The organism is Arthrobacter sp. P4_H3 (assembly GCF_056400885.1).
Window position 1 is genome coordinate 23,289 of the sequence record NZ_JBFUKK010000017.1, and the last position, 19,575, is coordinate 42,863.

A 19,575-nucleotide genomic window follows, 5' to 3' on the forward strand; every position below is an offset into this window, starting at 1 on the left:
CCCGCTGCATCTCTTGGCTGCTATCCCAGCAGTCTGTACAGCGTTTTCTTTAGCCGGCTCTCCCTATGAAAATGCCCGCATCGCTTGTGCGGGCCCCAACACTTGCCAGTCCTGCCTCAAAAATTGGGCAGGAATAAGGGATTTCCGGAGTGGGGGATATTTCAAGTGTAAGGCATGGTTCCGTGTTGCACGAAACCGGCGGCTGCCTAGCGGCGGTGACGTTGCGCACACAAGGCAGCACAGCAGGCGCACACGGGGCCGCACAGCCCTTCCGAAGCCCGAGGAACTAGACGCCCAGGCGCCGCTGAATCTTCTCGAATTCGTCGTGGTACTCCGGCTGAAGGCGGATCTCGCCGTCCGCGTCTGCATCACGCAGTGCTTCCATATCCTCGATGGTGGGCTCGCTGAACCACTTGCCGACGGTCACGCCGTGGGTGGGAACGAACAGCCGGTGGATATGGTCGCCGGCCCGGACGGTCCCGGTCCTGATAACGCGGAGGTACGTGCCCACCCGGCCCGCGTCGGTGAAACGCTTGACCCACTGGGACTCGTCCATGCGGCGCTGGAATGTGGCACACGGGACACGGGGTGAGGTGACCTCGACTTCGACGTCGAGCCCGATCTTCCACCGTTCGCCGATCACCGCGGTGGTGGTGCCGATGCCCGCGACGCGCAGGTTCTCACCGAAAATCCCGGGCGGCAGTTCGCGCTGCAGTTCACCCACCCAGTAGTCGGCGTCGTCCTGCGAATAGGCGTACAGCGCCTGGTCCACGCCGCCGTGGTGGATGCGGCTGGCCTGGACGTCCCCGTGGAGTCCGAGCTTGTGAACCTTTACCGGGCCGTCGACGGCACGTTTATCGATGGCCGTGACGCCCACGCTTCCCTCATCGCTCAGAAGCTGGTGTACCCGGCAGACGGCAAGCACAGATGCGGTGTCCATGGCACCAGTGTAGGCGGGCAGGGCAGTGACCGCTTCACGGATCGAAGCGGTACCCCATGCCGGCCTCCGTGTGCAGGTGGCGCGGGTTGGCCGGGTCCTGCTCCAGTTTGCGCCGCAGCTGGGCCAGGTAGACGCGAAGGTACTGGGTCTCTTTGGCGTACGCCTGCCCCCAGACCTGGGTGAGGAGCTGCTGCTGGCTGACCAGCTTCCCCGCATTGCGCACCAGCAGTTCCAGGATGTTCCACTCCGTGGGGGTGAGGCGGATTTCCTTTCCGTCCCGGACCACCTTCCGGGCGGCGAGGTCCACCACGAAGTCCGCGGTTTCCACCGTGGGCGCCTCGCGCTGCGCCGGCGAGCGCCGGGAGGCCGCGCGCAGCCTCGCCAGGAGTTCGTCGAGGCCGAACGGCTTGGTCACGTAGTCGTCCGCCCCGGCGTCGAGGGCATCCACCTTGTCCTCCGAGGCGTGGCGGGCCGACAGCACGATGATGGGCACCGAGCTCCAGCCGCGGATCCCCCGGATCACGTCGACACCGTCCATGTCCGGCAGCCCGAGGTCCAGCACCACGATGTCCACCGGGTGCTGGGCTGCCAGTTTCAGTCCGTCCGCCCCGAAGCCGGCGGTGATTGCCTGGTAGCCATGGGCACGGAGGTTGATCTGCATAGCCCGGGCCAGCTGTGCCTCGTCTTCGATAATCAGCACCAGGGTCACGGCAACGGGCCCTCCCACAGCGGGAGGGTGACCACCATGGTCAGCCCGCCGCCCGGCGTCGGCTCCGCTGCGAGCGTGCCTCCCATGGCTTCGGTGAAGCCGTTCGCCACAGCCAGGCCAAGCCCGATCCCGACGTTGCGGCCGCTGTCGGTGCGCTGGGAATCGTTGAGCCGCTGGAACGGCAGGAACATGTCCAGCACGGCCGCCGGGGCCACCCCGGAGCCCTGGTCCACCACGCGGAATTCGCTGGCGGGGCGGCCCGCGAGCGCGATCCCCTCCCCCGCCCGAGCCGTCAGCACCACGTCGGCCTCCGGCGCGTATTTGAGTGAGTTCTCCACCAGGTTCGCCACCACGCGCTCCAGCATCCCGGCGTCGGCCTCCACCCGGGGAAGGTTGGGCGGCACTTCCACCCGGATCCGCCCCGCGGGCAGGCCCTTCAGCGCATCGGGCAGCACGTCCACCCACCCCAGTCCGCGCAGGAACGGGTTGACGGAGTCAGCCGTGATCCGGGACATGTCCAGGAGGTTGCCGATCAGGTGGTCCAGGCGGTCGGCCGAATCCTCGATGGTAGCGAGCAACTCGCGTTCATCCTCCGGGGAAAACCGCACCTCCTCCTGGCGGAGGCTGCTGACCGCCAGCTTGATTCCGGCCAGCGGTGTGCGCAGGTCGTGGCTGACGGCCCTCAGGATGGACGTGCGCATCTTGTTGCCCTCGGAGAGACGCTGGTTGTCCTGCCTGCTCGCCACCAGCTGCCGGCGTTCCAGGATGGCCACCAGGAACGCGCCAAAGGCGGCCAGCATCCGCTGGTGCTGGCCGGAAAAGGGCTGGCCGGCCGGTGGCCCGCCGTTGATCAGCAGGGTGTACCGGGAATCGACGACGGCGGTGTGGTCGGCGGCCGCATGGGTCACCGGCGGATTGGTCCCGGCGCTGGCAACCACGGTCCATTCGGTATTACTGCCCGGCCCGCGTCCCGGACGGCCTGCAGCAGCGGACCCCGGGCCGGGCTGGCTCCCCGGGCCGGGCTGGCTCCCCGGGCCGGCCGGCATGCTTCCGGCCAGCAGGGTGACGGCGTCCACCGCCAGCCTGCTGCGGACTTTCTCGAGGAACGTCTCCAGGCTGCCATCAGAGCTGAGGATCCGCAGGGAAAGCTCACTCAGTGCGGTGGCTTCGGCCCCGGACCGTGCGGCTTCCTCGGCCCGACGGGTCGCCAGGCCGACGGCAAGGGCCACGCTGCAGGCAACCGCCAGGAACACCAGCAGGGTGAACAACGTGGAGGGATCAGCGATGGACAGCGAGCCCACCGGATCGGCGGAGAAGTAATTGAGGAGCGTTGTGCCCAGGACGGCTGCCACGACGGCGGGCCAGAATCCCCCGATGGCAGCCACTGCGACGGCGACGGCGAGGTGCAGCAGCATGATGATGCTGAAGTTCCGGTACCCCGCCAGCGTCACGAGGACTTCCACGGCAGGCGGCAGGACCACGGCAAGGACCAGGCCCAGGACGAAGCGGCTCCGCCCAATGCCCTGAAGCGCCGAGCGCGCCGTCCCGGAACCGGCGGGGCCGGCGTGCGGGGCGCCGGAACGGGCGGGGCCGGAGTGCGGGACGCCGGAACGGGCGGGTTCAACTGCTGCCATGGCTCCATCTTGGCATGGGCAGTTCTCCCCCTTATTCCCGTTACCAGGACCTCCCTCCAGGCACTAGGCTGACTTCAGGATTGACACATCTGTGCTTTGCCGACCGCGTGGTCACGCGTGTGGCGAAGCGGGCGGCCACGCAGCGTTGGCGCGCGTGGCCGGTCACGGATTTCAGCATGGACAACCAAGGGGGACCCATGGAGCCGCAGGACCCGAACAAGGATCCTTCGAAGGATCCAAAGAACAACCGTTCCGGGCCGCAGGGACCGGACGGCGAGTCAGCGGCGCCCGGCGTGCCCGGGGCTTCGGGACCGGGCTGGATGACTTCGCCCGAAGATTTCACGCCGCAGCCACACGATCCAGCCAGCGGCCAACTGCCGCCCTGGCAGGTCCCCAAACCCGAGCTCCGCCCGGACCTGCTCGGCGATTCTGCGGGCGCCCCGCCAGAAACAGGAAGAAAAGCAGGACGCCGGCAGAAAGGTGCGGCTGCCGGGCCTGGTCAAGGGCCGGGCCCGGCTCCGGCGCCCGGAAGCGGACCTGGACCCGTGATCGACCCCTTCGAGCGCGAACGCGAGCGGGAAACGGCGGCACGCAAGAAGCGCTCGCAACGCCGTACCGTCGTCGTCGGCCTCGGCGTTACTGCCCTGCTGGCGGGCACCATCACCGCCATCGTGGCCAGCAACGAAGCGGAGGCCGACTACGCGCAGGTCTGTTTCAACGATGAAACCGGCGAGCGCGTGGACGACGCCCAGTGCGACAACAGCAGCAGCGCCGGACGGAGCTCGGCCATCTATGCCTGGTACTTCTACTCGCGCGGCGCCAGCGTCCCGGCTGTCGGGCAGAACCGCTCGCAGTACACCGGTTTCACCAAGACCGCGCCGCAGGGGGCCAAAACGTCCAAGGGCTACAGCAGCAAGGGCGGAACGGTCAGCAGGGGCGGCTTTGGCAGCAGCTCCAAGGGCGGAAGCACGGGAGGCTAGGCGTGAAGAGACTGCAGGCGACCCCCAGGCCCGACTGGAAGCAAAAGATCGAGGAACAGGGGCTGGTCTTTTCCACCACCACCATGCCGGACGGCAAGAAGATCGAGTACTGGAACGAATCGGCGTACTACGAATTCACCATGGACGAGGTGGAAACCCTCGAGAAGACCGCCGAGGACATGCACCTGATGTGCCTTGAGGCGGCCAAGTACCTCGCCACCGGGGCCATGGGCAACATCGGAATCGGCCCTCAGGCGCTCGAACTGGCTGCGGAATCGCTCCAGGCCGCGGATATGGACATCTACGGCCGCTTCGACTTCGTGTACGACGGCCAGGGCGGCCCGGCCAAGATGCTCGAGTACAACGCGGACACGCCCACGGGGCTGATCGAGGCTTCCGTGGCGCAGTGGTTCTGGCTCCAGGATGTCTTCCCGGAGAAGGACCAGTGGAACGGAATCCATGAAGCCCTGATCCGGCAGTGGAAGAAGCTGCAGTACCGCACCGGCATGAGCACCCTGCACATTGCGCACTCGGAAGCCGAGCAGTCCGGCGAGGACTGGATGACGGCGGCCTACATGCGGGACGTCGCCGGCCAGGGTGGCTGGACCACCATCGGCATCAACATGTCCGACATCGGCTGGGACCCCAACCTGAACCGCTTTGTGGACCTGGATAACTTCATGATCAGCACCATCTTCAAGCTGTATCCGTGGGAACTGATGATGAAGGAACCCTTCGGCCAGCGGCTGCTGCAGCGTGCCCACAATCCGCGCTGGGTGGAGCCGGCTTGGAAGATGCTCCTGTCCAACAAGGCACTGCTGGCGGCCCTGTGGCACCTCTACCCGGACCATCCGAACCTCCTCCCGGCGTACCTCAACGAGCCCGGACCCCTCAAGGAATGGGTCGCCAAGCCGCTGCACGGCCGCGAAGGGGACAACATCAAGATCCACGCTGCCGGCATCAACATGGAGCAGCCGGGCGGCTACGGCCGCGAAGGCTGGTGCTACCAGCAGTTCCATTCCCTGCCCGATTTCGCCGGGAACCATCCGGTGCTGGGCCTCTGGGTGGTTGATGGCGAGTCCGTGGGCTGCGGCATCCGCGAGTCCGACGGACCCATCACCGATTACTTCTGCCGGTTCGTTCCCAACACTATCGACGCCCCGGCTCCCCTTTCAGTCCAGGCCGCTTCGGCCTCCTCCAGCAAAGCAGGTATCGCACTATGACCGCAGGTACGACGACGACGGCGGAGGTCCCGTCCAAGGGGCTGCGCGCCGGCATCCTGGACCTGGGCGACTCCGTCATGCTGGGGCTGGCCTCCACCGCACCCGTCTATTCGCTGGCGGCTACGCTGGGCCTGATTGTGGCGGTCAACGGCAACTACACGCCGCTGATCCTGCTCCTGGGGTTTGTGCCGGTCCTCTTCATCGCCTACGCCTTCCGGGAACTGAACAGCGCCATGCCGGACTGCGGCACCACCTTCATTTGGGCCCGCCGGGCGTTCGGTCCGTGGGCGGGCTGGCTGGGCGGCTGGGGCGTTGCCCTTGCCGGCGTTGTGGTCCTCGCCAACCTGGCACAGGTGGCCGGGCAGTATCTGTGGCTGCTGATCGGCGACGGGTCGCTGGCGGAGAACGACCTGGTGGTGACGGCCACCGGCGTGGTGTTCATTATCTTCATGACCCTGGTGAACTACCGCGGCATCCGGCTGGGCGAGCACGTCCAGCGGGTCCTGACCTACGTGCAGTATGTCTCGCTGGGAATATTCGCACTGGCGATCATTTTCCGGATCACGGGCGGGACACCCGTCGGAGACACAAGCATCCAGGCCTTCGACATCGAGTGGTTCAACCCGGCCGGCGCCTTCGCCGATCCGGGCGCGGTGGTGCACGGTGTACTGCTGGCGCTCTTCATCTACTGGGGCTGGGACACCTGCCTGGCCGTGAATGAGGAAACCGAGAACCCCGCCAAGACCCCCGGCCGCGGCGCCGTCATTTCCGCCTTCGTGCTGATGGCGATCTACGTGTCCGTGGCGCTGCTGGTCATGATGTATGCCACCGTGGGCACGGACGGGATCGGGCTGGGCAATGCCGAGAACCAGGATGACGTCTTCCTGGCCATGAAGGACGTGGTGCTGGGGCCCTGGGGCTGGCTGATCGTGGTGGCCGTGCTGGCATCGGTGCTGTCCTCGACGCAGACCACCATCCTGCCCACCGCCCGCGGCACATTGTCCATGGGCGTCCACGGGGCCCTTCCGGCCAAGTTCGGGGAAGTCCACGAGCGCAACCAGACGCCGGGGTTCTCCACGCAGGTGATGGGTGCCGCCGCCGTCGTGTACTACGTGGCCATGAGCTTCCTGAGCCAGAACCTGCTCTCCGATTCCATCAGCTCCATCAGCCTGTTCATCGCGTTCTACTATGCCCTCACCGGCTTCGCGTGCTTCTGGTTCTTCCGCGGCACCCTGCGCGAGTCAGCCCGCAACCTCTGGTTCCGGGGCATCCTGCCGCTGCTCGGTGCGCTGATGCTGACCGCCGCGTTCTTCATTTCCGCCGCGCAGATGTGGGATCCGGCCTACGGTGACACGGAGATCCTCGGTGTGGGCGGTGCGTTCGTCAGCGGCGTGGTGCTGCTGGCGCTCGGCGTGGTGCTGGCCGTGGTGTGCCGCTTCGCCCCCGCCACGCGGGGCTACTTCCTGGCACAGCGGCCGGTGCCGAGCACCCGCTAGAAGCACAACCCGTAGGATGCACCAATGAGCAACGCTGCTGACGTTCCCGCTGATTCGGACCCCTCCGACGTCCTGGCCCTGGATGCCCTCCTGACCCCCGGGGAGCTGGCGGTCCGGGAGCGGATCCGCGATTTCACGGAGCAACGGATCAAACCGGATATCGCCCGGTGGTACGACGACGCCGTCTTTCCGCTCGACCTGGCTCCCGAACTCGGCGAGCTGGGCGTCCTCGGCATGCACCTGGAGGGCTATGGCTGCCCGGGCCGCTCCGCCGTCGAGTACGGCCTCGCCGCGATGGAACTGGAAGCCGGGGACTCCGGGATCCGCACGTTCGTCTCCGTCCAGGGATCCCTGGCCATGACCGCCATCCACCGGTGGGGGTCCGAGGACCAGAAGCAGGAGTGGCTCCCCCGCATGGCCGCCGGAGAGGTGATCGGCTGCTTTGCCCTGACCGAACCCACCGCAGGATCCGATCCGTCCTCGATGACCACCGTGGCCCGCCGCGACGGGTCCGGGGACGGCGCCGGCTGGGTCCTGGATGGCGCCAAGCGCTGGATCGGGCTCGCGTCGGTTGCGGGCGTGATGGTGGTGTGGGCCATGACCGACGACGGCGTCCGCGGCTTCCTGGTGCCGGCCGGCACGCCCGGGGTCACCGCGACGCCGATCGGCCGGAAACTTTCGATGCGCGCCTCGATCCAGTGCGATGTGGTGTTCGACGGCGTGCGGCTGGGGCCCGAGGCTCTGCTGCCGGGTGCCCGCGGCCTGCGCGGCCCCTTCACCTGCCTCAACGAGGCGCGGTACGGGATTGCTTGGGGTGCCATGGGCGCCGCCCGCGATTCCTACGAAGCCGCCCTGAAGTACTCACAGGACCGGCTCCAGTTCGGCAGGCCGCTGGCCGGGTACCAGCTCACGCAGGAGAAGCTGGTGAACATGCTCCTGGAAATCCAGAAGGGCACCTTGCTCGCCCTGCACCTGGGCCGGCTCAAGGACGCCGGCACCCTGCGGCCCGAGCAGATCTCCTTCGGCAAGCTGAACAACGTCCGCGAGGCGCTGGCCATCGCGCGGGAGGCCCGCTCCATCCTCGGAGGCAACGGGATCACGCTCGACTACTCGCCGCTGCGGCACGCCGCCAACCTCGAGTCGGTGCGCACCTACGAGGGCACCGACGAGGTCCACACCCTCATCCTGGGCCAGCACATCACCGGCATCGGCGCCTTCCGGTAACCAGCCTCCCAACTAGGTAGCAGCAGGTGTCGTTTTGACGGCTCATAACGACACCTGCTGCGACCTAGTTGGGGTGGGCGCCGCACCGTGGCCGTCCCGGCGGGCTCAGGCCGAGAAGCCCCCGTCGGCCTTGATCAGCTGACCGGACACCCAGCGGCCCTCGGGCGAGAGCAGGAACGCCACAGTTCCCGCCACGTCCGCGGGGGTACCGAGCCGTCCGCCGGGCTGGCGCCGGCTGAGGTCCTCCCGCAGCTCCGCATCCATCCAGCCGGTATCAACGGGCCCGGGGTTCAGCACGTTCGCCGTGATGCCAAGCGGGCCCAGCTCCCTTGCCGCGGCAATGACCGTCCGGTCCAGCGCCCCCTTGGACGCGCCGTACGGCAGGTTGAACGCTGTGTGGTCGCTGGTCAGCGCCACGATCGCGCCGCCGTCGTGCCCTGCCTGCCTGGCAAAGGCGGCGATGAGCTGCCAGCTGGCCCGGGTGTTCACGGCGAAGTGCCGGTCCCAGCTCGCCAGCGTGGTGTCCAGGACACCGGAGTCCACGGACTCAGCATGGCTGAGCACCAGGCCCTGCAGCGTCCCGGCCTGCACTGCCACCTCGGCCATGAGCCGGTCCACCGCCAGCGGATCCTCCAGATCCGCCGGCAACGCCAGGACGCGCGCGCCCGTCGCTTCCAGCTCCGCCAGGAGGCGTTCGACGTCGTCCGGCTGGACTCCCCAGGGCATCCGGGAGTCGTAGTCCTGCCAGTAGGTGAGCACCAGGTCCCAGCCGTCCGCTGCCAGGCGGCGGGCAATGCCGGCGCCGATGCCGGCCAGGCGGCCGACGCCGGTCACCAGGGCTGTCCTGCGCTGCTCGGCGGCCTGAGCCACCGGCTGGTCGTCCGTGGACTTAGTCATCCGGGCACCTCAGCCAGTGAGTTCCGCCGGAGCACCACGAGCCAGCAGGCCAGGATGGCCACCGCGCAGAACACGCCGGCGCTGGAGGCCATGAGCCACGGCTCGGGCGTCTGGAAGTCCAGGTTCTCCGCTCCGAGCGCCTCGCCGATGCTCTTGGGTGAAAAGAAGAACACCATGATCGAGGCCCCCAGCACTCCGCCCAGGAACCAGCGGGTCACCCGCTGGCGGTGCGGTGTCTCGCGCAGGGTCCACGCGAACGCCGGGAGGACCGCCGCCATCCAGACCCAGTGGTGGGACCAGGAAACCGGGCTGATGAGGAGCATGGTGAGTGCCGTCGCCGAGATGGCCACCACCCGCGCGCCCTGGTCACTGGCGGCCTTGATGACCATGGCGCCCACGCCAACCACCAAGACGCTGAGCAGGAGCCAGGGGATGGTGACGCCGGCTTCGGGAACCCCGAAATGCAGCAGCGCACCCTTGATTGAAAGGTTGTCCACATAGCCCGCCCCGCCGATCCTGGACGTGTCAGGAAGGATCTCCAGCCAGAACTGGAACGATTCCGCCGGGCGAACCAGCCAGCCCAGCAGCACGGTGAAGGCGAACCCGGCGGCCATGTTGAAGAGTCCGCGCCAGTCCTTGCGCACCAGGAAGTACAGTCCGAAGACCAGCGGCGTCAGCTTGATGCCGGCGGCCATGCCCACCAGGAACCCCCGGCCGGGGACACCCTGGTTCCAGCGCTGGTTCCTGGCGAGGAGGTCGGCCGCCATGAGCCCCATTAGCAGGATATTGATTTGGCCGAACGCCAGGGTCTCGCGCCACGGTCCCAGGTTGATGACGGCCAGCAGCAGTATGACGGCGCCGCACCGGTTCCGTGTTGCCTTCAACCCGGGGGTTCCGAAGGTGCTGCGCCAGTCCTGTTTGGCGCTCCAGTACCGAACTCCGCGGACGGCGACCCAGACGGCCACGGCTGCCCCGGCAGCGTTGAAGAGCATCAGCGCTGACTTCTCCGGCAGCGTCGCCAGCAGGCTGAACAGCATCGCGGCGAACGGCGGGTAAGTGAACGGCAGTTCCGGCCCGCCGGCCCAGCCCACGGTCCGGCTGTAGAGGTCCGACGGCGCCTGGCCGGCTTCGTTGAGGATCTTGCCGCCGTGCCAGTAGACGCTGAAGTCGAGGCCGTGCTCGCCCCAGGCGTCGAGCCTTGAGGAGATGAACAGGGCGGCAGCCAGCACGGCCAGCAGCGTCACCAGCTCGCCGGAGACGCCCAGCGCCAGCCGGCTCCGGTACCAGGGTGCAGCGGTCCCGGCGCGTGGCCGGGGTTTTCTGTCGGCGTCGTGCCGCGTCGCGGCGTCGAGCTCCTTTTCGGCGTCGAGCAGTGCCATCCCGTGTCCCCAAACGTTGTTCCTGCAGAGCGGCGCCACTGTAGGCGCGGTGCGCGCTATCGCGATGTTGTGCCGGCTGACTCGCGCCGGATTCGGCGCCTCGTCCTCACATCCTACTGAAACAGGGGCCCTGTCCCCTGCTGCGCAGCGCCGGCGTGGCATGACCAGACGGGGCACCAGGCAGGACACCACAAACCGTCAGGACTGTTGCTGCCGCGGGACGCCGGAGCGCCCGTCCGTTGGCGGGCCGCCGGGCTCAGCGGTCCGCGGGACGCCGGGCTCAGCGGTCCGCGGGGCTGGCCGCCACGAGGACAGGTTCCCGCGCCCCGGCATCCTTGCGGATGGTGGCGCTGATGACGGCGGCAATGGTGCACATGGCGGCTGCGCCGAACCAGGCATAGGTGTACTGGCCGGTGGCGTCGCGGATGGCGCCGGCGCCCAGGGCGGCGGCGGCCGCACCGAGCTGGTGGGCGGCGAACACCCAGCCGAACACCACGCTGCCGTCCGCCCCGAAGACCTGGCGGCAGATGGCGGCCGTCGGCGGAACGGTGGCAACCCAGTCGAGCCCGTAGATCACCACGAAAACGATCATGCTGGGCTGGACGGTGGCACTCAGCAGCAGCGGCAGCACCAGCAGCCCGATACCGCGGAACTGGTAATACACGGCCAGCAGGATCCTCGGGTTGAAGCGGTCCGTCAGCCAGCCGGAGGCAATGGTGCCCACGATGTCGAAGATCCCGACGACGGCGAGCAGGCCCGCCGCGGTGGTCTCCGCCATGCCGTGGTCGTGGGCGGAGGGAATGAAGTGGGTGCCGATGAGACCGTTGGTGGTGGCACCGCAGATGGCAAAGCCGGCCACCAGGGCCCAGAAGGTGCGGACCTTGCTGGCACGCTTGAGGACCTGGAGAGCCCGGACCGCGGCGTTCCCGCTGGGTGCCGTGGAAGGGACCTGTTCCGACGCAGCGGCGGGCGCAATGCCGGGCGCAATGCCGGTGTCAGCACCGGCGGCTGTGTCGGTGTCAGCGGAGGGGACCGCCTCGGCGCCGTACGGCAGCACTCCGGCGTCGGCCGGTGAGTTCTTGAGGAACTTGAGCACCAGCGGCACCACGGCCAGGGCGCCGGCGGCAATGAGCAGGGATGCCTGCCGCCAACCGGGATCCTGGGCCAGCATCGCGATGAAGGGCAGGAAGACCAGCTGCCCGGCCGCACTCCCGGCTGTCAGGATGCCGATCACCAGGCCGCGGCTCTTGGTGAACCAGGTGTTGGCGATGGTGGCGGCGAAGACGAGCGCCATGGACCCTGTGCCCAGTCCGATCAGCAGCCCCCACGTCAGCAGGATCTGCCACGACTGGTTCACCAGCACCGTCAGGGCACTCCCCGCGCCGATCAGGACCAGCGCCACGGACGTCACGGCGCGGATGCCGAACCGTTCCATGAGCGCTGCGGCAAACGGTGCGGTGAGGCCAAAGAGCACCAGGTTGATGCTGACAGCCCCGGACAGGACTGTGGTGGACCAGCCGAATTCGTCCTGCAGCGGCACCATCAGGACGCCGGGGGCGGCCCGGAAACCGGCGGCGCCCACGAGGGCCAGGAACGCGACGGCGGCCACGATCCACGCGGGGTGCAGCTGGCGGCGCCTGCGTTTCCTGGGCGAAGGCAGCAGGGTGGTTTCGGAAGCGCTCATGCGGCGGGCCCGTTCTGTGAGGTGGAGGTGGCCAGCCGGACGGGCTCAGCCGTGCGGGTGAGGCTGTGCCAGCTGGTGTTTTCCGCGGTCAGCCGCTCACCGCAGGCGGTGCAGCTGTCCGCCGAGGACGTCCGCTGGCCGCAGGTGGAGTGAATGACAAACATGTGCGCCTGCTCGGACGGTGCCGGGAGATGCTTTTCGGCCCAGATCACGACGGCGTTGAGCACCGGCAGCGCGTCCTCGCCTTTCTCGGTGAGCACGTACTCCTGCCGGGTGCGGCCGCCGTCGTCGTACGGTTTCCGGGCAAGGAGCCCGTCGTCCACGAGGCCTGCGAGGCGCTTGGTGAGCACGGAGTCGGCCACCATCAGCCGTTTTTTCATGGCGTCGAAGCGGCCGTTGCCGAAGAAGACTTCGCGGAGCACCAGCATGCTCCAGGGATCGCCCAGGATGTCCAGGCCGCGGGCCATGGCGCAGGTGCGTTGGGACCAGTCAGAGCGGAGTGCCATGCAGGAAACCCTAGCTGACTCTCTTCAAGAAAGCTAGGGTTGTCGGGTCGGGTTGTCCGGCTAAATGGTCAGCGGAGGGTGGCCCTCGACGGACGGTAGGCCAGGGCCCAGTAGGCGAGCATGGCGATCCCGCACACCACGCCCAGGCTGGACACCGCGAGCTGCCATTGCGTCTGCGGGTCTTTGCCCCACTCGTGCGCGCCTGCCATCACGGCGAGGTATTTGGGCGTCAGGTAGAACGCCACTGCGGAGGCGGCCACGATGATCCAGCCGGCCAGCCGCATCCTTCCGTCCTTCGACGGGATGCGGTGGAGCGCGAAGGCCATGGAGGGCAGCGCCACCGCCATCCACACCCAGTGGTGGGACCACGAGACCGGACTGATGAGCAGCATGAGCACGGCGGTGGCCGATACCGCCACGAAGTTCTCGTCCGCTTCAACAGCCCATTTGATGACCAGCGCCGCCACGGCCACGAGGGCCAGCGAAAGAACCAGCCACACCGCGCTGGTGACTCCGGAGTCCGGCATGCCCAGATGCAGCAGCAGGCCTTTGACGGAAAGGTTGTCCACGTAGCCGGGGCCGCCGATCCGTCCGGTGTCCGGCAGGATCTTGGTCCAGAACGTCACCGACGCATGCGGGAGCACGGCCCAGGACAGCGCGATGGAGCCGAAGAAGCCCGCAGCCATCCAGCCGAGCGCCTTAAAGTCCCGGCGCACCAGGAAGTACAGGCCGAACGCCAGCGGCGTCAGTTTGATCCCCGCCGCCATCCCGATCAGCAGTCCTGCCGGCCACCGGAGCTCACCCGCCCGGGATTTTCCGTGGAGGGCAAAATCCGCGAGGATCAGCCCCATCAGGATGATGTTGATCTGGCCGAAGTCGAACGTGTCCCGCCAAGGGCCCAGCAGCAGGATCGCCGCCGTCCCCGCGAGCGCCACGGCCCGGAAGCGCCAGTCGGCGAAGGCGTCCTTCCAGCGCTGCAGCCCGAAGTAGTGCCGCGCAAGCCACGCCGACACAACGGCGGCGCCGGCCAGCGCCGTCGTAATGAAAATGAGGCTACTGGCACCGATGCTGAGCGTTGCCAGCAGCGCGAACAGCAACGCGGCGAACGGCGGGTAGGTGAACGGGAGCCCGTCCCGCGGCGCATAAAGCTCGTTGACGCCGCTCTCGCCGGTCTGCAGCACGCGGCTGCCGCCGTAGTAGTACACCTCGAAGTCGTTCATAAGCGGGATGTACGCCGAGTACAGAACCACAAGGGCGATCACGACGGCGGCAGCACCTGCCGCCGTCGCTATCCAGCCGCGCGTGGTGGGCGAAACCGCCCGGAGCGAGATGGTCACCGGCTGCTAGCTGCCCGTCCCGATGAAGGTGAAGGCGCGCTCCAGGTCCGCGATGAGGTCCTCGACGTCCTCGATGCCGCAGGAGAGCCGGATGAGGTTGACCGGAACGGCCAGCTCGGTTCCCTTGACGGAGGCGTGCGTCATTTCCGACGGGTAGTTCATGAGTGACTCGATGCCGCCGAGGGACTCGGCCAGGGTGAACACGGAAGTGTTTTCCGCGACGGTGCGGGCCGCCGCCTCGCCGCCCTTGAACTGCACGGAGATCATGCCGCCGAACTTCTTCATCTGCTTCTTCGCAAGTTCGTGGCCCGGGTGCGACGGGAGGCCCGGGTACAGCACGGCTTCCACTTCGGGGCGCTGCAGCAGCCATTCGGCCACGGCCTGGGCGTTGTCGCTGTGCCGGTCCATCCGGACGCCAAGGGTCTTGAGGCCGCGGGTGGTGAGGAAGGCGTCCATCGGGCCGGAGACGGCACCGACGGCGAACTGCACGAAGCCGATCTTCTCGGCCAGCTCCGCGTCGTTGACCACGATCGCGCCGCCGACGACGTCGGAGTGGCCGCCGATGTACTTGGTGGTGGAGTGCACCACGATGTCGGCGCCGAGGGCCAGCGGGGTCTGCAGGTACGGCGAGGCGAAGGTGTTGTCCACCACGAGCAGCGCTCCGGCGTCGTGCGCCAGCTTGGCGAGCGCCTCGATGTCAGTGATCTTCATCATCGGGTTCGACGGCGTTTCCACCCACACGAGGCGGGTTTTGCCCCCGTCCGGTCCGCCGGCCGCAACGGCCCCCGCGACGGCATCGAGATTGGACATGTCCACCGGCGTATTGCCGATGCCCCACTCCCCCAGCACGCGGCTGATCAGCCGGTAGGTGCCCCCGTAGGCGTCGTTGCCGAGCACGATGTGGTCGCCCGGACGGGTCAGTGCACGGATCATCGAGTCCTCGGCGGCGAGGCCGGAGCTGAAGGAGTACGCGTGCGAGCCGCCTTCGAGCGCGGCCAGCTGTTCCTGCAGCGAGTCACGCGTAGGGTTGGTGCCGCGGCCGTATTCGTAGCCGTCGCGCAGCCCGCCGATGCCGTCCTGGGCATACGTGGAGGAGAAGTGCACGGGCGGCACCACGGCGCCGGTACGCGGTTCGAAGGCCTGGCCGGCGTGGACGGCGCGGGTGTTGAACCCTTGGTTTTCAGAGACAGACATGAAGTTCCTTTCGGCTGCCGATCGGGCTTGCAATCAGGACTAGTTGCTGAGGTAGGCGAGGAGGTCGTGGCGGGTCAGGATGCCCACCGGGGCGCCGACGAAGGTGACCATGACCGTATCGACGTCGGAAAGCAGTTCGCGGGCCGCGGAGATGGTCTCCAGCGAACCGATCACGGGCAGGCTGGGCCCCATGTGTTCGGAGATCTTGTCCGTCAGCTTCGCCTCGCCGCGGAACAGCTTGGATGTGAGGCTCCGCTCGTCCACGGCGCCCAGCACCTCGCCCATGACCACCGGCGGTTCCTGGGACAGGACCGGGATGTGGGAGACGCCGTACTCGTTCATGATGTTGATGACGTCGCGGACAGTTTCGTTCGGGTGGATGTGCACCAGTTCCGGGAGCTCGCCGGTCTTGGATTTGAGTACCTCACCGACGGAGGATTCCTCGCCGCCGGACAGGAAGCCGTAGGACCGCATCCACTGGTCGTTGAAGATCTTGGCCAGGTAGCCGCGGCCTGAATCGGGCAGGATCACCACCACCACGGCGTCTTCGGGCAAGTCCTTGGCGATCCGCAGCGCGGCAACCACGGCCATGCCGGATGAGCCGCCCACCAGCAGGCCCTCTTCGCGGGCAAGCCTGCGGGTCATCTCGAAGGACTCGGCATCGCTGACGGCAATCACGTCGTCCGGGACGGTCTTGTCGTAGTTGGCCGGCCACATGTCCTCGCCGACGCCCTCCACGAAGTACGGCCGGCCGGTGCCGCCGGAGTAGACGGAACCTTCGGGGTCGGCGCCGATGATCCGCACGCGTCCGCCGTCGGCTTCGGGGCGGTTGGCGGAAACTTCCTTGAGGTACCTGCCGGTGCCGGTGATGGTGCCGCCGGTGCCGGCCCCGATCACGCAGTGCGTGATCCGGCCGTCCGTGTCCTGCCAGATCTCGGGTCCGGTGGATTCGTAATGGCTTCCCGGCGCGGCGGGGTTGGAGAACTGGTCCGGTTTGAACGCGCCCGGGATTTCGGTGACCAGGCGGTCCGACACGCTGTAGTAGCTCTGCGGGCTGTCCGGGGCGACGGCGGTGGGAGTCACCACCACTTCGGCGCCGTATGCCTGCAGGACGGCGCGCTTGTCCTCACCGACCTTGTCCGGGACCACGAAGACGCAGCGGTAGCCCTTCTGCTGGGCCACGAGGGCCAGGCCGACGCCGGTGTTCCCCGAGGTGGGTTCAATAATGGTTCCGCCGGGCAGGAGTTTGCCGTCCCGTTCCGCCTCCTCGATCATCTTCGCCGCGATACGGTCCTTGATGGATCCGCCCGGGTTCAGGTATTCCACCTTCGCCAGGATGGTGGCTTTGACGCCATCAGTTACGTGGTTGAGTTTGACGAGCGGCGTGTGGCCGATGAGGTCCAGGACGGACTGGGCGTACTTCATAGGTACAAAGTTACCGTCTCGGGCCTGCACGCCTTGCTTCGCCGCCCCGCCCCGCCGGTGCGTGCCGCGCGCGCACAGGCCGGGACGGGTGGGACGATTGGTCGGTGCAGCGGTTCGCGTGGTTGACGAAGAGACGGAGTTACCTCCTGCCGGGCATCACGCTCATGGCCGGCGTGGGGGCCCTGGCCCTGGGTGCGTTGCCTGTGCCGGCCTTCGCGGAACTGGCCGGCCGGACCATTCCGATCCTGTCCTTCGTCCTGGCCATGTCCCTGGTGACGGAGCTCCTGGACGAGGCGGGCCTGTTCCGGGTGGTCACGGACCGCCTGGCTGTCCTGGGCCGCGGCCGCGTTTTCTTCCTGTGGCTCCTCGTCATTGCAGTCGCCACGGTATCCACGGTTTTCCTGTCCCTGGACACCACAGCAGTGCTGGTGACCCCCGTGGTGGTCCTCCTGGCCGTCCACGCCGGCATTCCGCCCCTGCCGTTCGCCCTGACCAGCATCTGGCTCGCCAACACGGCGTCCCTGCTGCTTCCGGTGTCCAACCTGACGAACCTGCTGGCCCAGGACAGGCTCGGGCTCAGCCCGCTGGGATTCGCGGGCCTCGTCTGGGCCCCCGCCCTGGTGGGACTGCTGGTTCCGCTCACCCTGTTGTGGCTGGCGTTCCGGGGAGACCTGCGCGGCAGCTACGGGCCCCAGCCAGTCCACCGGGTGCGGGACCGCGGCCTGCTGATATTCGCGGCGGGCACACTGCTGGTGCTGCTGCCTGCGCTGGTGTCCGGAGTGCCTGTCCAGTACCCCGCCATGGCGGCGGCCGCCTTCCTGCTGGCGGTTTTCCTGCGGCGGCGCCCTGCCGCGCTGCGGTGGTCCATGGTTCCGTGGCGTCCGCTGATGCTGACGGTGGGCCTGTTCATGCTCGTGGAGGCCCTGCATGCCAACGGCCTAGCCTCGCTGCTGGCCGGGGTGGCCGGATCAGGCGACAGCCTGCCCGACCTCCTGCAGTTGGCGGGGCTGGGTGCAGGCGCCGCAAACGCTGCCAACAACCTCCCCGCCTACTTGGCCCTGGAACCGGTGGCAGGCTCGCCGGCCCGGCTGGCCGCCCTTCTTATCGGCGTGAACCTCGGCCCGCTGGTGAGTCCGTGGGCATCCTTGGCCACGCTGCTCTGGCACGAGCGGCTCCTTGCCCTGAACGTCCGCATCAGGTGGGGCGGATTCGCCCTCGCCGGCCTGGTGGCCGCAGCGCTGACAGTTCCCCTGGCCGTCGTGGCGCTGTGGGTGGCTTCAGGGATGCACTGAATCCCAGGCGGGTTCCCAGGCGGGGCGGGCCACCCGGGCCCCCAGCCTACGCGCCGATGTCGTTTGCCGCGGATTCCGGGCTGACCCGTGCTGCCCCGGCGTCGGCGTTCTGCCACAGCCCCAGGACGTTGCCCTCGGGATCCCTGAAGTAGGCGTAGAAACCCATTCCGGGAATGGCATCCTTGGGTTTGACCACGGCTCCGCCCAGCGATTCGATCCGCGCGAGCGAGGCGTCGATGTCCTCGACATCAACGGTGATGATGGGGGTCTTCAGTTCCCCTTCCCTGGCAAAGAGTCCGCCGTTGATCGCCCCGGGTTCCTTGGGCGTTCCGGTTGTTTCATCACTCGGGGTGGTGAGGACCATGTTGTAGTCCATCTGGGGCATCGGGGTGATTGTCCAGTCGAAGGCCGCTTTGTAGAACTCGCTGGCCCGTCCCTGGTCGTCCGCAGGGATTTCAAAATGTACGATTCCAGCCATTGTGCGCTCCTGACAAAATGGGGGTGGAGGGCACGGATGTGCCGCGCCACAGGCAAATTCTAGTCCCGCAGACCGGAGCCAATCAGGGCCCTTTGGCCTTGCCTGTCCACCGGGCTGCAGGCCTTGGAGGCGACGCCGGGGCGGCATGCCGCGGGGGGCTGTGTCAGCCTTGCGTGGGACGATGGACCTATGACCATTACCGACGTCCCTGCTGGCCTCGCCGCCGCGGCGGACGCCTCGCTGCGGTGGCATCCGGGCGGTCCGTTCAATCTCCTGCAGACCCTCGGCACGCTGATGCGCGGCAACGGTGATCCGGCCTTCGCCTCCCGGCCCGACGGTGTCTGGATGTCATTTACGACGCCGGATGGCCCGGCGACGCTGCGCCTCACCGTTTCCGGGGACCCCCGCGAACCGGACGTGGACGCGCAGGCATGGGGCCCCGGGGCCGGGGACGCCATCTCCACGGCGCCGCGGCTGCTGGGCAGCGGGGACGACTGGTCCGGCTTTGACCGCCCAGAGTTCCACGCCACGCTCCCCCGGATGGTGGTGGAAGCCCGACGCCGGAACCTGGCGCTGCGGCTCCCGTCCACCGGCCGGATAGTCGATTCCTTGGTGCCTACCATCCTCGAGCAGAAGGTCACCGTCATCGAAGCCCGGCGGGGCTATCGCTACCTGATGTACCGCTTCGGCACGGCGGCCCCCGCCGCCGGTACGGCCGCGCCGGCCGGGCTGCTGGTGCAGCCCACTCCTGAGCAGTGGCTCCGGATCCCCTCCTGGGAATGGCACAAGGCCGGCGTGGGACCGCAGCGCTCGGCAACTGTCATGCGGGCCCTGCGTTCCGCCGTCGCCCTTGAACGCCTGGCGGGGCTCACAGCCGCGGAGGCATCCGCCAAGATGCAGACCATCCCCGGCATCGGCATCTGGACCACGGCGGAGGTGGTCCAGCGCACCCACGGCTGCCCGGACTCCATCGCGGTGGGCGACTACCATCTGGCCGCGTATGTGGGCGCCGCGCTGACCGGCCGGCGGACGGACGATGCCGGGATGCTGCGGCTGCTGGCGCCGTGGCAGGGTCACCGGCAGCGGGTGGTGCGGATGATCGGCCTCAGCGGCTTCCGGAAACCCACGTTCGGCCCGCGCATGACCATCCAGGACCACCGCCGGCACTAGGTCTTTG

Annotated in this window: 17 protein-coding genes; 6 read left to right on the plus strand and 11 right to left on the minus strand. The window is 68.0% G+C overall.

Translation table 11 applies throughout. From position 1 onward, the window contains the following. Positions 1 to 286: 286 nt before the first annotated feature. The 3 genes from AC1DRE_RS19125 to AC1DRE_RS19135 are packed head-to-tail and all read right to left on the minus strand — an operon-like array spanning position 287 to position 3,283. The gene (locus AC1DRE_RS19125) at positions 287 to 940 is read right to left on the minus strand and encodes an MOSC domain-containing protein (RefSeq protein ID WP_476986094.1); all 654 of its coding nucleotides are present in this window, start codon (positions 938 to 940) and stop codon (positions 287 to 289) included. A gap of 34 nt (positions 941 to 974) precedes the next feature. Next, entirely contained in the window at positions 975 to 1,649 is a 675-nt protein-coding gene (locus tag AC1DRE_RS19130; protein WP_104171971.1) for a response regulator, read from the minus strand. Continuing rightward, the gene (locus tag AC1DRE_RS19135; protein WP_476986095.1) at positions 1,646 to 3,283 is read right to left on the minus strand and encodes a sensor histidine kinase; all 1,638 of its coding nucleotides are present in this window, start codon (positions 3,281 to 3,283) and stop codon (positions 1,646 to 1,648) included. The genes AC1DRE_RS19130 and AC1DRE_RS19135 overlap by 4 nt, the downstream gene beginning before the upstream one ends. A 197-nt stretch (positions 3,284 to 3,480) precedes the next feature. On the opposite strand from AC1DRE_RS19135, the gene AC1DRE_RS19140 reads away from it, so the two are divergent. The 4 genes from AC1DRE_RS19140 to AC1DRE_RS19155 are packed head-to-tail and all read left to right on the plus strand — an operon-like array spanning position 3,481 to position 8,206. Further along, complete coding sequence (locus AC1DRE_RS19140) at positions 3,481 to 4,263, plus strand: Tat pathway signal protein (RefSeq protein ID WP_476986146.1); 783 nt, start codon at positions 3,481 to 3,483, stop codon at positions 4,261 to 4,263. Between the two features lie 2 nt (positions 4,264 to 4,265). Further along, positions 4,266 to 5,486, plus strand: coding sequence for a glutathionylspermidine synthase family protein (locus AC1DRE_RS19145; RefSeq protein ID WP_476986096.1), 1,221 nt, complete (start codon positions 4,266 to 4,268; stop codon positions 5,484 to 5,486). After that, positions 5,483 to 6,982: an APC family permease gene (locus AC1DRE_RS19150; protein ID WP_476986097.1), complete on the plus strand. Its 1,500-nt coding sequence runs from the start codon at positions 5,483 to 5,485 to the stop codon at positions 6,980 to 6,982. Before AC1DRE_RS19145 ends, AC1DRE_RS19150 begins: the two co-directional genes overlap by 4 nt. 24 nt (positions 6,983 to 7,006) lie before the next feature. Then, the gene (locus tag AC1DRE_RS19155; RefSeq protein ID WP_476986098.1) at positions 7,007 to 8,206 is read left to right on the plus strand and encodes an acyl-CoA dehydrogenase family protein; all 1,200 of its coding nucleotides are present in this window, start codon (positions 7,007 to 7,009) and stop codon (positions 8,204 to 8,206) included. 105 nt (positions 8,207 to 8,311) lie between these two features. Here the strand turns inward: AC1DRE_RS19155 and AC1DRE_RS19160 are convergent, their stop codons facing one another. The 7 genes from AC1DRE_RS19160 to AC1DRE_RS19190 form a co-directional block, all read right to left on the minus strand. Next, positions 8,312 to 9,103, minus strand: coding sequence for an SDR family oxidoreductase (locus tag AC1DRE_RS19160; RefSeq protein WP_476986099.1), 792 nt, complete (start codon positions 9,101 to 9,103; stop codon positions 8,312 to 8,314). Then, a complete protein-coding gene (locus AC1DRE_RS19165; protein WP_476986100.1) occupies positions 9,100 to 10,482 on the minus strand; it encodes a glycosyltransferase 87 family protein in 1,383 nt (460 codons plus the stop codon). The genes AC1DRE_RS19160 and AC1DRE_RS19165 overlap by 4 nt, the downstream gene beginning before the upstream one ends. Positions 10,483 to 10,762: 280 nt before the next feature. After that, positions 10,763 to 12,166 carry an MFS transporter gene (locus tag AC1DRE_RS19170; protein ID WP_476986101.1) on the minus strand — a complete coding sequence of 468 codons (1,404 nt, stop codon included), beginning with the start codon at positions 12,164 to 12,166 and terminating at the stop codon, positions 10,763 to 10,765. Beyond that, positions 12,163 to 12,672 carry a winged helix-turn-helix transcriptional regulator gene (locus AC1DRE_RS19175; protein ID WP_104171962.1) on the minus strand — a complete coding sequence of 170 codons (510 nt, stop codon included), beginning with the start codon at positions 12,670 to 12,672 and terminating at the stop codon, positions 12,163 to 12,165. The genes AC1DRE_RS19170 and AC1DRE_RS19175 overlap by 4 nt, the downstream gene beginning before the upstream one ends. A 68-nt stretch (positions 12,673 to 12,740) precedes the next feature. After that, positions 12,741 to 14,009: a glycosyltransferase family 87 protein gene (locus AC1DRE_RS19180; protein WP_476986102.1), complete on the minus strand. Its 1,269-nt coding sequence runs from the start codon at positions 14,007 to 14,009 to the stop codon at positions 12,741 to 12,743. Between the two features lie 6 nt (positions 14,010 to 14,015). Continuing rightward, positions 14,016 to 15,203 (minus strand): cystathionine gamma-synthase, encoded by a 1,188-nt coding sequence (locus AC1DRE_RS19185; protein ID WP_476986103.1) that lies wholly within the window; start codon positions 15,201 to 15,203, stop codon positions 14,016 to 14,018. A gap of 39 nt (positions 15,204 to 15,242) precedes the next feature. Beyond that, on the minus strand, positions 15,243 to 16,628 hold the full coding sequence (locus tag AC1DRE_RS19190; RefSeq protein ID WP_476986104.1) for a cystathionine beta-synthase: 1,386 nt from the start codon (positions 16,626 to 16,628) through the stop codon (positions 15,243 to 15,245). 164 nt (positions 16,629 to 16,792) lie between these two features. Between AC1DRE_RS19190 and AC1DRE_RS19195 the strand changes: the two genes are divergently transcribed. Continuing rightward, on the plus strand, positions 16,793 to 17,920 hold the full coding sequence (locus AC1DRE_RS19195; RefSeq protein ID WP_476986147.1) for an SLC13 family permease: 1,128 nt from the start codon (positions 16,793 to 16,795) through the stop codon (positions 17,918 to 17,920). A 46-nt stretch (positions 17,921 to 17,966) separates the two neighbouring features. Here AC1DRE_RS19195 and AC1DRE_RS19200 read toward each other — a convergent pair whose 3' ends face one another. Next, positions 17,967 to 18,398, minus strand: coding sequence for a VOC family protein (locus tag AC1DRE_RS19200; RefSeq protein WP_476986105.1), 432 nt, complete (start codon positions 18,396 to 18,398; stop codon positions 17,967 to 17,969). 189 nt (positions 18,399 to 18,587) lie between these two features. Here AC1DRE_RS19200 and AC1DRE_RS19205 point away from each other — a divergent pair, with 189 nt between their 5' ends. Beyond that, on the plus strand, positions 18,588 to 19,568 hold the full coding sequence (locus AC1DRE_RS19205) for a DNA-3-methyladenine glycosylase family protein (protein WP_476986106.1): 981 nt from the start codon (positions 18,588 to 18,590) through the stop codon (positions 19,566 to 19,568). Positions 19,569 to 19,575: the final 7 nt, after the last annotated feature.